Annotated in this window: 8 protein-coding genes and 1 other annotated feature (1 of these 9 only partly in view); of the genes, 4 read left to right on the top strand and 4 right to left on the bottom strand. The window is 50.3% G+C overall.

The features are described 5' to 3' along the window. Positions 1–273: a binding site (T-box leader), on the bottom strand; it reaches 21 nt to the left of the window's first position. 240 nt (positions 274–513) lie between these two features. From ACFORK_RS25430 to ACFORK_RS25415, 4 genes are all read left to right on the top strand, one after another. Continuing rightward, positions 514–2,052, top strand: coding sequence for an efflux RND transporter periplasmic adaptor subunit (locus tag ACFORK_RS25430; protein WP_379204372.1), 1,539 nt, complete (start codon positions 514–516; stop codon positions 2,050–2,052). Further along, the gene (locus ACFORK_RS25425; protein ID WP_066373705.1) at positions 2,049–2,744 is read left to right on the top strand and encodes an ABC transporter ATP-binding protein; all 696 of its coding nucleotides are present in this window, start codon (positions 2,049–2,051) and stop codon (positions 2,742–2,744) included. The genes ACFORK_RS25430 and ACFORK_RS25425 overlap by 4 nt, the downstream gene beginning before the upstream one ends. Continuing rightward, positions 2,745–3,917, top strand: a complete 1,173-nt coding sequence (locus ACFORK_RS25420) for an ABC transporter permease (RefSeq protein WP_379204369.1) — start codon at positions 2,745–2,747, stop codon at positions 3,915–3,917. Between the two features lie 427 nt (positions 3,918–4,344). Then, positions 4,345–5,586 carry a diguanylate cyclase domain-containing protein gene (locus ACFORK_RS25415; protein WP_379204474.1) on the top strand — a complete coding sequence of 414 codons (1,242 nt, stop codon included), beginning with the start codon at positions 4,345–4,347 and terminating at the stop codon, positions 5,584–5,586. 102 nt (positions 5,587–5,688) lie between these two features. Here the strand turns inward: ACFORK_RS25415 and pulA are convergent, their stop codons facing one another. The 4 genes from pulA to ptsG form a co-directional block, all read right to left on the bottom strand. Next, a complete protein-coding gene (pulA, locus tag ACFORK_RS25410; RefSeq protein ID WP_379204367.1) occupies positions 5,689–8,088 on the bottom strand; it encodes a type I pullulanase in 2,400 nt (799 codons plus the stop codon). Between the two features lie 404 nt (positions 8,089–8,492). Further along, positions 8,493–10,205, bottom strand: coding sequence for a phosphoenolpyruvate--protein phosphotransferase (gene ptsP, locus ACFORK_RS25405; protein WP_379204365.1), 1,713 nt, complete (start codon positions 10,203–10,205; stop codon positions 8,493–8,495). After that, on the bottom strand, positions 10,198–10,473 hold the full coding sequence (locus tag ACFORK_RS25400) for an HPr family phosphocarrier protein (RefSeq protein WP_175374104.1): 276 nt from the start codon (positions 10,471–10,473) through the stop codon (positions 10,198–10,200). The genes ptsP and ACFORK_RS25400 overlap by 8 nt, the downstream gene beginning before the upstream one ends. Before the next feature lie 93 nt (positions 10,474–10,566). Continuing rightward, positions 10,567–12,624: a glucose-specific PTS transporter subunit IIBC gene (gene ptsG, locus ACFORK_RS25395; RefSeq protein ID WP_379204362.1), complete on the bottom strand. Its 2,058-nt coding sequence runs from the start codon at positions 12,622–12,624 to the stop codon at positions 10,567–10,569. Between the last annotated feature and the right edge of the window lie 156 nt (positions 12,625–12,780).

The following is a 12,780-nucleotide window of genomic DNA, read 5'->3' as shown; positions in this document are numbered from 1 at the left end:
GTACCACCCTTGTTAGACAGCATAGCCTGTTTGCTTCAAGAGTATAATCAACCCTCACCACAGACATTAGCCCTGTCTCACTTTATGCAGAAGTAACGGTCTGCGGCCGGTATCCCCTACCCATTTCCAGAGAACCTAAGCCTCTTAGATAATTTCAGGGAACTGCTCCGGAGTGAACTTCAGCAGCTCTGCACTCTTAGAAACGCTCTCAATCACCGGCGTCTCCTCCCTGTAAGTCAGGCACTGCGTACTCTTCTCCATCACTGCATTTGGCAGTTCTTTCAAATGTTCATGAATCTTTCCCTATGAAAAGATATGTCACTTTATTATATGCAAATTCATTGGCATTGGCAAGCCGGACAAATTTGGGCAAATCTTTATCTTCCTTTAAGCTGGCTTTAAGGTTCAAGGCCGGTTTTGGCAGCAATTTTCAGCTAGCATTCAGCCACATTTGATATTTTCTACGGCAGCAGGTCATGATCCAGAAATTTAACGATTAAACGGAGGACAACGATGAAGAAGAAGAAAGTAGCACTACTGTCCATTGGGGCAGCGGCTGTCGTAACAGCTGGATTGCTGGTATATGCCTATCTGCCTGACAAAAGCAGTGCTTTGGCAGAAGTCCCCCTCAATACGGCTACTGTAACGAAAGGCGACATTGTGGTAAGTGTTACCGGTGCAGGATCTGTCACGGCTCCCCGTACAGGCAAAGTCAAGACCAAGGATTCCGGCAAAGTTTTGAAGGTATTGGTCAAGGAAGGCGATGTCGTCAAGAAGGGACAAACTCTGATTACGTTCGAAGGAGCAGATCTCAGTGATAATCTCCGGCAGGAAAAAAACAACCTTGCCAACCTCCAGCTTGACCTCGAAGACAAGCGAGAACAATATCACAAGCTGGCTGATAGCGGTGCTCCAGAGGATCAAGTAAAAAGCTCCAAACGTTCGCTTGATAAAGCAAAGACAGATGTCGAGAACCAGCAATACAAAGTTGCCTCTGTGGAGGAATCTATGGTGCCACCTGCTCCACTGACTGCAACGATTGACGGAACCGTTACAGCGGTAAATATTGCGAACGGCGAAAAAGCCATGGATGGATCGGAACTGATCGACATTACCGATTATGCCAACCTCAGCGCTGTCGTTCAGGTTGATGAGTTGGACATTCCTTCGGTCGAGCTCGGCATGCCAGCCACCATTAAGCTGGATGCCTTGCCCGATAAGAAGTATCAGGGAAAAGTGACCGCTATTGCTAATGAAGGCACCAGCTCGGGCGGCGTGTCGCTGTTCGATGTCACGGTAGATTTGACAGACTCCAAGGGTGCACGTGCAGGAATGTCAGCGGAAGTGTCTATCACGACCGCGGAGAAAAAGGATGTTCTAACCGTACCGATTGAAGCAGTCCGGGATAGAAACGGTACCTACATGATCGCCGTACCAGCAACCTCCGGAGAGGTAGGTACCGGGGAGGGTACCGGATTCGCAGGTGCTGGACAGGCTCCAGGTAGTGCAGGCGGCGCAGCTCCCGGAACAGACGGTAGCAGTGCCAGTTCGGGCAGTACCCCTTCAGCAGGGAATCGTGGCGGCTTTGGGGGTACAGGCAGTGGAACCGGGGTTTACGGTGGCGGTGCCCGCGGAACTCGCGAGGGTATGGGGCAAGCCGGAAAAGCAGGAACCGGCACTAGAACTGGAGCCGGTACAACACCCGCCCAGCGAATGATCACTGTTGAAGTAGGCCTTCATGACGAGAGTCGCATGGAAATTACCAGCGGCCTTAAAGAAGGGGATCAAGTCGTTATTCCAACCGTCATTTCTTCCGGTAATGGAGCAGCAGCGCAACAGGTCCAAGGCGGCGGTGCCTTCGGTGGTTTCGGCGGCTTTGGCGGCGGTGCGGCCGGAGGCTTCGGTGCAGGCGGAAGAGGCAGCGGTGGCTTTGGTGGTGGTTCTGGCGGAGCCGGGGCTGGTACAGGCAGTGGCTTTAGCGGTGGGGGCTCTGGCGGAGCCAGGACTGGTACAGGCAGTGGCGGTACAGGAACTCGGGGTGGAGGTCAATGAGTACATCAGGCACGCTAATCGAGGTTAGTGACATGAGCCATGGCTATACCATGGCTGGTGAGAGGATGACGGTCCTGAAGAACCTGTCGTTCACGATAGACTTCGGGGAGTTCGTAGCAATTATCGGTCCTTCCGGTTCCGGCAAGTCCACGCTTATGAACATGCTCGGCTGCCTGGACGTTTCGGATACAGGCAGCTATCTTCTGGACGGACAGGAGATCCGCAAGCTGTCCGATAACAAGCTGGCAGCCATTCGCAACGAGAAGATTGGCTTTATTTTTCAGAGCTTCAATCTGCTTCCGAAGCTCTCAGCTGTGGAGAATGTGGAGCTTCCACTCGTTTACCGGGGACTTTCGCACCGGCAACGGCGGCAGCTTGCCGAGGAAGCCTTGACCAAGGTAGGGCTCGGTGACCGCATGCACCACCGTCCAGCTGAACTGTCCGGCGGACAGCAGCAGCGGGTGGCCATTGCGCGGGCGATGGCAGGCTCCCCGCCTATCCTGCTTGCCGACGAGCCCACCGGGGCGCTTGACACCCGGACCGGTAAGGAAGTGATGGGAATGATCAGACAACTGAACGAGCAGGGCCATACGATTATTCTGATTACGCATGATTTGGAGATCGCCGAACAGGCCAACCGCATCATACGCATACAGGATGGCAATCTCGTGGAAGATCGGAGGAAGGCGTAGGTGAAGTTATTTCAAAGCATGAGAATGGCATTAAAAAGCATCTACAGCAGCAAGGTCCGCTCTTTGCTAACCATGCTGGGGATTATTATCGGCGTCTCTTCCGTCATTATTCTCGTATCCGTTGGGCAAGGAACCACCTCACAGATTACCGAGCAGTTGAACGGGTTAGGGACCAACCAATTAACTGTCAACATCACCGGACGCGGAGCAACCACCTCCCTTACCTATGATGAAGCGCTGGCACTGGGCGATATACCAGGTATCAAGGAGGTCGCGCCGGTAATCAGCGGCAATGTGACGGCCAAGCATAATACGGATAATGTCAGTGTCTCTGTGGAAGGGATTACGCCCTCCTATGAGGATGTGAAGGATTTTCACGTCCAATCTGGACGTTTTCTGCTGGATATTGATACCCAGTATCGGCAAAAGGTAGCCCTGATCGGCTCCAGTACAGCGAATGATTTGTTCGGTACAGATAACCCGGTCGGACAGACTGTCCAATTAAATGGCATCAGCTATAAAATTGTTGGCTTGCTGGAGACCAAGGGCAGCAGCCTAGGTGGCTCCAATGACGATAAGATCCTGATTCCGATCTCTACAGCAGAACGTCAGTTACAAAGCAAAGGCGTACGTTCCATTACAATTGCTACCACTTCGGCAGATACTGTAGCTACGGTTAAAACCCGACTTGAAGGCCTTCTAGCTGCCAAATTCAGCAATGCTACCAATGCCTACACCGTATTTGATTCTCAGCAAATGCTCGATACAGTTAATTCCACAACCAATACGCTGTCGATGGCACTTGCTGGTATTGCCGGAATCTCGCTACTGGTTGGCGGTATCGGCATCATGAACATTATGATCGTATCCGTTAACGAAAGAACACGAGAGATCGGGGTCCGCAAAGCGATCGGAGCCAAAAAGCTTGATATCCTGGCCCAGTTCATGATCGAATCCGTTGTCCTTAGTGGCCTCGGCGGGATCATCGGTGTCGGAATTGGTGTCGGGGGCAGCTGGCTGCTCGGTACCTATTCCCCTCTGTCGGTATCCATCGCTTGGAACATGGTGCTGGCATCGTTCCTCTTTTCCCTGTTGATCGGTGTGGTCTTCGGAATGATGCCTGCGAATAAGGCTGCAAGACTGCGGCCGATTCATGCTCTTCGTATTGACTAAGCAAATGCAAAAGTCTAAAGACTAAGGACTGGTTAAGTCAACTGTCACCTTCCATGAAGATGGGTGGGTGGCAGTTTTTTTGCGATTAGATGGACAATCCTCTACACCATTTGGTTATAAAACGATGTACTAGGTCTCAGGAACCGGAATATGAATAAGGCAATATGAATTTTAGAGCAGATGAAACAATCCTCCTTGCTGCTTCCCGCAAACATTACATAATAGATAAACCTATATGTGAGATATGTAAATTCTGGTATAGTAAAGAAAACTACCATTTGTACTGGTTAATATGATGAAACTAAAACCGCCGCTGCGAATATGTTTGAGCATATAATGGAATTCATCACATTTCACAACCAACAGCCGTGTTAATTATGCGCGTACTCAATTTGTCCTATGCGGGGAGTGAATGAAATTGGCTGATATGTACGAAGTTAGCATAAGAAGAAAACTAATTTTATTATTCTCCTCTATCTCTGTGCTTCTGATCGGCATCAGCATCGCTTCACTGGTCTATTTAAATAGCACCATCAACAAGCTATCCGGTTTCCTGGACAGCAGTCTGTACCATAGCTCCGAACAAATCCCGAGCACTGACCGTGATCTCCATCAGGCAGCGCTCAACCCTGCCGAACAGATGCGTCAAGAATTCCAAATAAAGAAAATCATACTTTTTGCACTGTTCACACTTCTGCTATCCGGACTCTTATTAATCATTGTTTATCTGGGCCGCAAAATCCTTACCCTCCAAAATGAAAAACTCGAGGAACAGAACCTCTATCAGTTAATCGGTGAGAAAATGTCTGACTTCATTATTCTGACCGATCCGAATGGCCTGATCCTCTACGCTTCCCCTTCCCATTCAGTCATTCTGGGCTATGTTCCACAAAAAGGCGCCCCCCTGTCCAATTATATCCGTGAGCCGGAGATCGCCTGGGCCAAGTTGAAAAGCGTTGTTCAGGGCACGCCTCGGACTTCCGAGCTACGCATGCGTGGGTCCGAGGGGCATTGGGTATGGCTGGAGACCAAAGTCACGCCCGTGCAGGGTAGTGGTGCTTTTCCAGCGCAATTCATGCTAGTATCCCGGGAAATCACCCAGCGGAAGCAATACGAAGAACGACTGCACAAGTTAGCCTTCTATGATCATCTGACCTCCATCCCAAATCGAGCCCATTTCATCATGTACATGGAAAAGCTGATCTCGCAGCCGCCGGAACGCAGGCAGGAGGTTGCCCTCGCAATGCTCGACTGCGACCGGTTCAAGCAGCTTAATGACACATTGGGACATCTTGCTGGTGACGAGTTCCTGCAACTACTCTCGGGGGAGCTGCAGCAGACGGTCAAAGGCGTAGGCCAGGCCTTCCGAATCGGCGGAGATGAATTCGCAGTGGTACTACATCGCTTCAACAACCCTGAGAGACTTGAGGAAACGTTGAAGCGGATACTTCAACTGTTCAGCAAATCATGGTCTTTACAGAATAGTCCCGGCTTCCACACTTCAGCCAGCATCGGCGTAGCGCTCTATCCGCAGCATGGCAACACGGTCAATGAACTGCTGCATGCCGCCGATGTTGCGATGTACTACTCCAAGAACTGCGGCGGTAATCAGTCCAACATCTACAAACAGAATATGGAAGAAGAATATGCCGAGCAGAAGAATGGCTGAGGTGGCAGCAGCTTACTTCTGTCCAACATGTAAAAGGCTGTTCCCCGGACCATTATTACGATAGGTCCGGGGAAACAGCCTTTTTTGCTTAACTTTCCCCTGTTAAATCATCAATTGCAAATGTTCAACGGTCGCCTCACCGTTCCCTTGTTCACGCTCCAGAATCAGCACCCGGATAACAGCTTCCCCTGGGGGACAGTCAATAAAGCGATCGCCTTCTCCGTCTTTCTCTTCCCAGTCATTCAGACGCAGAATGTAGCCGATAGATTCCACTTCCGGCATCACTTCTATGCGGGCTACCGCGCGTCCATCCTCTAGATTCCGAAAATCACACTGACCGTCTTGAATGCCGGTATCCCATACCCACAAGTTCCAGCCCCGGTAATCGCCATCCGGTCGCTCATAATGCACCTCGACTGTCTTGGACCGGGGAGCAGGTTCTCCATACACATCGTATAGCACCATCATGGACAGCCCTTCAATCTCCACCTCGCCGCCTTCAATCAGCCGGAAAGCATCTTGACCGGCAGAAGAGTGATCCACCACTACATTCCAGCGTTCAGCGACATTTGGAAGACCGAGGGTTACAGCCCCTGGATTGGCGTTAAAAATAACAACAATATTCCGCCACGAGTCGCCCCCCGCATGATTCTTGAGTATATAGGATACAATTCCGCTGTCACAGCGTAGAATTTCCAGACAGCGTTCAATCTCCTCACGTCCGTGAAGACGGAAGGCCGGATGGGACCGCCGTAAGGCAATCAAGCCTTTATAATATTGAAATACAGGTTTGAATACCTGCTTGTTACCCCAACGAATCCCATTGATCGCATCGCTGCTCCGGTAGCTGTTATGGTCGCCATATTTGCTGCGCAACAATTCATCTCCGGCATGGAGGAACGGTATACCCTGTGAAGTCAGCACAATCCCATTGGCCAAAAGAGAACGGCGAACCGTTTCATTCTTCAAAATGTCCCCTTTGTCCACGGTAACATAGGGATCTGCCAAGGCGACAGCAGCCTCTACACTGCCTCCATTCTTCAGCCTACCGTTCTCCAGTTCCGGCAGAGCGGCATTTTCGCGCAAACCTTGAACCGTCAATATTTTATCCCACAAGTTCAGGTTGTCGTGCGCTGTAGTATAGTTCACTGTTTCCACTGGCGAGTCGGCAAAATCATAAATCGCCCCCTGGATACCTGACGCAATCTCGCCTTCCTTACCACATTCTCCGGTGGCAAACCCCTTGCCCCAGCCGTCACTGTCCCCTTTGATGGCCGAACGGAAGTTGTCGTTGAACACGGCGTAGCCTTTGCCCCGCTGCGCACCCTTCAGTGTCTTGTCCGGCAGCGGAGAATCTCCGCCTGTCCATGGCTCGCCGTACAAGAGCAGCTCAGGATTAATCTCCAGCCGCAGCTCCTCGGCAATCTCCCGCATCGTTACACGGTCCATCAGTCCCATAAGATCAAACCGGAAGCCGTCGATATGATATTCTGTTGCCCAGTAGGCCAGAGAGTCTTTAATATATTTGCGCACCATCGGACGCTCCGTAGCAACTTCATTTCCTACACCTGAACCATTCGATAATTGACCATACACATCACGGCGGTAGAAATAATCCGGTGCCAGGCCATCAAAGGGTCCTTTTTCCACCGAAAATGTATGATTGTAGACTACATCCATGATCACAGAGATCCCGTGACGGTGCAGCGCCTGCACCAGTTCCTTGAGTTCAAGGATACGGGCTACCGGATCAGAAGGATTGGTACTATAAGAACCTTCCGGTACATTATAATTCTGTGGGTCATAACCCCAGTTATAGTCGGTAAAATGCGGTTCTGCCGCATTGGGGCCATCCTGCTTCAGTTCGTCAACTGTCTGATAATCGAACACTGGCAACAAATGCACATGAGTGATGCCCAGCTCAACCAGGTGGTCAATGCCGATGGCATTACCGTCAGCATCAGTCAGCCCATTCTCAGTGAAGGCTTTGAAAAGGCCCTTATATTTCATGCCCGAGCTACTATGCGAGGAAAAATCACGCACATGCAGCTCATAGATAACAGCATCCGCAGGGTGAGCCAGCGTCGGCGAGATATCGCTGTTCCAGTTCAGGGGATCAGTATCTCTCAGGTCCACAATGGCTGTCCGCGTACCATTGGCCGATACGGCCACTGCATACGGGTCCACAGCCTCCCGGATGGTTCCATCCGAGAAAACAGCCCGATACATGTAATACTTCCCTTTGACATCACCGTGAACCGTGGCTTGCCATACGCCCGTATTGTGACGCTGCATCTGAATGATCTTACCATTGTCCTTGATGCCGCTTCCAGCTTCCAGAAGATTATTATTGCCACCGGTCTCATACAACACCAGGGATACGGCAAATGCCGTAGGGGCCCAGACTTTAAATAGGCTGCTCCCAGGTGTATACGTCAGACCCAAATCCTTGCCCTCGTAAAGTTCCACCGCAGATTCTGCATTTATATAATTGCTGTTCATTCGTAATCACCATCCTGAGTCACTCCCTGTCCATATAGCGAGGAGCTTATAAGTCCATATATTTCCATTAGACGCCATCTTAATACTTGCACTGCTCTGCAAGACATCTATAAGAAATCTGGTATTGCTTCTGCTCATGACTCGTTGGCCCCTACATATTACTATAATATGTAACCGTAAGTTCACATGTCTGGGTGTATCACTACTTCCTACCTACTACTATACTATCGACGTACACCTCTGTGCACTTAAGTTGTCTAGAAAGTATAACGTCCGCCGGATGGCTGATACCAGAAGTAATTTCATAACGCGGGCGGAGCACCTAAATCAATAAAAAAACCGGCCCCAAAGGGCCGGTAAAAGAAGTCGGAAAAGTGAGTAAAACGGGAACTCCTTAGCGAATCTTACTTGTTGATACTTTGCACCAGTGCAGCCACTTCTTCAGCGGTACTTAGTTGCAGCGCTTGAGTAGCTAATTCCTTCATGTCGGCTGCGGACAGCTTGGAAATCTGGCTGCGCGCCGGCAGGATAGAGGTTGCACTCATACTGAATTCATCAAGACCAAGACCTAGCAGCAGTGGAATCGCTGTGCTGTCGCCAGCCATTTCGCCACACATGCCGGTCCACTTGCCTTCGGCGTGGGCAGCATCGATAACGATTTTGACCAGGCGCAGAATGGCCGGGTTGTACGGTTGATACAGGTAGGATACTTGCTCATTCATCCGATCAGCAGCCATTGTGTATTGGATCAAATCGTTCGTTCCAATACTGAAGAAGTCCACTTCCTTAGCGAACTGGTCAGCCAGCACCGCTGTGGATGGGATCTCCACCATAATGCCGAGCTGGATGTTCTCAGAAACTTCCTTGCCATCAGCAACCAGCTTAGCTTTCTCTTCCAGCAGCAGATCGCGGGCTGCACGGAATTCACCGAGCGTAGCAATCATCGGGAACATAATGCGCAGATCGCCGTGTACGCTTGCTCTCAGGAGCGCGCGGAGCTGTGTGCGGAAGATATCTTGACGGTCCAGACAAAGACGGATCGCACGGTAGCCGAGGAATGGATTCATTTCCTTCGGAAGATCCAGATACGGCAGTTCCTTGTCACCGCCGATGTCCAGGGTACGCACAACAACCGGCTTGCCTTTCATGTTCTCCAGCACTGTGCGATACGCATTGTACTGAACCTCTTCGGAAGGCAGTTTGTCACGGCCCATGTAGAGGAATTCCGTACGGTAAAGGCCTACGCCCTCCCCGCCGTTGTCGATAACTCCGTTCACATCGTTCGGAGTTCCAATGTTCGCAGCCAGTTCAACATGCTTGCCGTCCGCCGAAACGGTCGGCTCATCACGAAGCTTTTTCCATTCTGCAATTTGCAGATTGTAAGCTTCCTGCTTCTTCTTATATTCAGCAACTTCGTCGTCAGTTGGGTTAATAATAACATCCCCGTTAAGTCCGTCCACGATCACAAGATCGCCAGCCTTCACCTGGGAAAGAACATTCTTGGTTCCCACTACCGCCGGAATCTCCAGCGAGCGGGCCATGATCGCTGAGTGAGAGGTGCGTCCACCAATGTTGGTGGTGAAGCCTTTGACATACTGACGATTTAGTTGCGCCGTATCCGAAGGCGTCAAATCTTCAGCAATGACAATGGTCTCTTCGCTGATCTCAGCTGGGCTGATATAGTGAATACCCAGCAAATGGTTCAGCACACGCTTGGTTACATCTCGCATGTCGGCAGCGCGTTCCTGCAGGTACGCACTCTTCATGTTCTCGAACATTTCAATAAATTGTGCGGCAACCACGTTCAATGCATAATCCGCATTGACCAGTTCCTCACGAATTTTATCAATAACAGGGCTTATCAGCTCTGGGTCTTCAAGAATCAGCAGATGTGATTCGAAAATCTCCGCTTTCTTCTCGCCCAGTTCAGCCAAAGTGCGTTCCTTGATGGCCGTAAGCTCGGCTTTGGACTTCTCCAGTGCATCATTCAGCTTGGCAACTTCCGCTTCAGTATCGGTGATGACAGCCTTAGTAATGGAGTAATCCGGGTGTTCCAGGATAAACGCACGGGCTACTGCAATCCCTGCTGAAGCCGCGATTCCTGAAATCTTACTCATGAACTTCTCCCAGCCCTTCTTTAACCATGATTTCTTGAAGTGCGTTCAAAGCCTCTGCTTCTTCGCTACCTTCTGTAATCAGGGTCAAGGTGTCGCCAGCTTCAAGACCAAGGGACAATACACCCAGGATCGATTTCAGGGTTACTTTCTTGCCTTTAGCTTCCGCAAAAGCTTCAGTACCTTTGAATTTTGTAGCTGTATTCACCAGCGCTGTTGCCGGACGAGCGTGAATTCCATCTTCGTCAATAATTCTGAATGTTGTTTGCATAATATCCAACTCGCTTTCTAGGTATAAGTTAATTTATGGTGAAAGACCTTGCACTCCCTTTAAATTATAAAGGAAGTGCTAGGCCATTGCACATTACTGTATGGTAATAATATCCTTGTCGCCAATAGATACCTTGCCTGGTTTCTTGAGCGTAACCGAGGAACCTTCAGGCAGATTGGAGAAAATAACCGGTGAAATAACGGAAGGTGCATGAGCCTTCACATACTCCAGATCCACTTCCATAATCGGCTGTCCGGCCGCCACAAGATCTCCTTCTTCTACAAGAATAGTGAAGCCCTGTCCTTTCAGCTTGACGGTATTCACACCGATATGAACAAGAACCTCCTTGCCTCCATCGGACATGATGCCGATGGCATGCTTGCTCGGGAATACGTTGAATACTTTACCGTAAACCGGTGAAGCGATTTTACCGTCATCTGACAGGAAGGCGAAGCCATCACCTGTCATTTTTTGCGAGAACACGGCATCTGGCACCTGCGTAATATCTAGCAGCTCCCCGTTTACTGGAGACACAATATCCTCTGGGATAATGCCCTCGCCCTCTTCACCGACTTGCTCCTCAATCACTGGCTGCGGCGCAGCTGTGACCGGAGAAGGTGTTCTGCCGTTAATGACATCCTGAATCTGTGACTTGATTGTATCGGAACGAGTGCCGAAGATTGCTTGCACGTTGTTACCGACCTCCAGCACACCAGAGGCGCCCAGCTTCTTCAGCCGGTTCTTATCGACCCCACCTTTATCCTTGACCTCGACCCGTAAGCGGGTGATGCAGGCATCCAGATGGGTGATATTCTCTTTGCCGCCCAGGGCGGCCAAAATATTGCGTGGGAGATCATCTCCGCTAGTAGACACGCTGGCCGTATTGACCTCAGCGCTCTCTTCACTCTTGTCTTCACGACCCGGTGTCTTGAGATTGAACTTGCGGATAACGAACCGGAAGCCGAAGTAGTAAATCACTGCGAGAACCAGTCCTACCGGAATCACCAGCCACCAATGTGTACGGTTCGGAATAATTCCGAACAGCACATAGTCGATAAAACCGCCGGAGAACGTCATCCCGATCTTCACATTCAGAAGATGCATGGTCATAAAGGAAAGTCCTGCGAATACGGCGTGTACCGCGAACAATAGCGGAGCTACGAACAGGAATGAGAATTCCAGCGGTTCGGTAATCCCCGTCAGGAACGAAGTCAGCGCGGCAGAGATCATTAAGCTGCCGACAACTTTCTTGTTCTCTGGTCTTGCTTCATGGTAGATCGCCAGCGCCGCAGCCGGAAGTCCGAACATCATAAACGGATATTTACCTGTAGTAAAAGTACCCGCTGTGAACGGCACACCATCGCGAAGCTGCTGCATGAAGATGCGCTGATCGCCGCGAATCAGGTCGCCAGCTTTATCCACATAGCTGCCAAACTCATACCAGAACGGCGAATAGAAGATATGGTGCAAGCCAAACGGAATGAGCGAACGCTCGATCAAACCGAAAATAAAGGCGGCTAGTGTCTTGTTAGTATCGATCATACTTTGCGATACATAGTTCAAACCGTGCTGAATCGGTGGCCATATTAGCGTCAAGACAAGGCCAAGGATCAGCGACGTCACCGCAGTCATGATTGGAACGAAACGCTTACCCGCGAAAAATCCGAGGTAGGATGGCAGCTCGATTTTGAAAAACCTCGTGTACATTGATGCAGCTAGAATCCCGACGAGAATACCGCCAAAGACCCCGGTTTGCAGTGTTGGAATCCCTAACACATTAGCATAGGCAAAGTTGCCCTGTTTGAGTACGTAATCATTAACGCCTACTACCGTACCCATCGTAATGTTCATAACGAGATAACCAATGATCGCTGCAAGTCCCGCCACGCCTTCACCGCCAGCCAAACCAATGGCTACACCGACTGCGAATAGCAGCGACAGATTGTTAAAGACTACTTGCCCCGAGTTCATCAATACGTTAGCGATGGCTTGCACTACGCTATTCTCCAGCGCAGGCACGTATTGAAGGAAGTCAGGGTTCACCAGCATATTGCCGATCCCAAGAAGGAGGCCAGCCGCAGGCAAGATCGCCACTGGAAGCATCAGCGCTTTGCCGACTCTTTGCAGGACGCCAAATAGCTTTTTGAACATTGTGGTCACTTCCTTAGTATCTTAATGTCCATTCAACAGAAGCCAACAAAGTCAAAAAAGGCATGAGCAATACAGCATACAGGTTGTAGTCTAACCCTAAAGTTAGATTACCCCAACAAGGGGTTAAACAACCAAAATACTGTAAATCACTCATGC

The organism is Paenibacillus sp. GCM10012306 (genome assembly GCF_042649265.1).
Lineage (GTDB): Bacteria > Bacillota > Bacilli > Paenibacillales > Paenibacillaceae > Paenibacillus_AQ.
The sequence above is the reverse complement of the archived record's forward strand: the minus strand, read 5'-3'. Positions and strand labels throughout refer to the sequence as shown.

Coding starts and splice junctions, on each gene's coding strand:
- ACFORK_RS25430 (WP_379204372.1), top strand. CDS start 514: ATGAAGAAGAAGAAAGTAGCACTACTGTCCATTGGGGCAGCGGCTGTC.
- ACFORK_RS25425 (WP_066373705.1), top strand. CDS start 2,049: ATGAGTACATCAGGCACGCTAATCGAGGTTAGTGACATGAGCCATGGC.
- ACFORK_RS25415 (WP_379204474.1), top strand. CDS start 4,345: ATGTACGAAGTTAGCATAAGAAGAAAACTAATTTTATTATTCTCCTCT.
- pulA (WP_379204367.1), bottom strand. CDS start 8,088: ATGAACAGCAATTATATAAATGCAGAATCTGCGGTGGAACTTTACGAG.
- ptsP (WP_379204365.1), bottom strand. CDS start 10,205: ATGAGTAAGATTTCAGGAATCGCGGCTTCAGCAGGGATTGCAGTAGCC.
- ACFORK_RS25400 (WP_175374104.1), bottom strand. CDS start 10,473: ATGCAAACAACATTCAGAATTATTGACGAAGATGGAATTCACGCTCGT.
- ptsG (WP_379204362.1), bottom strand. CDS start 12,624: ATGTTCAAAAAGCTATTTGGCGTCCTGCAAAGAGTCGGCAAAGCGCTG.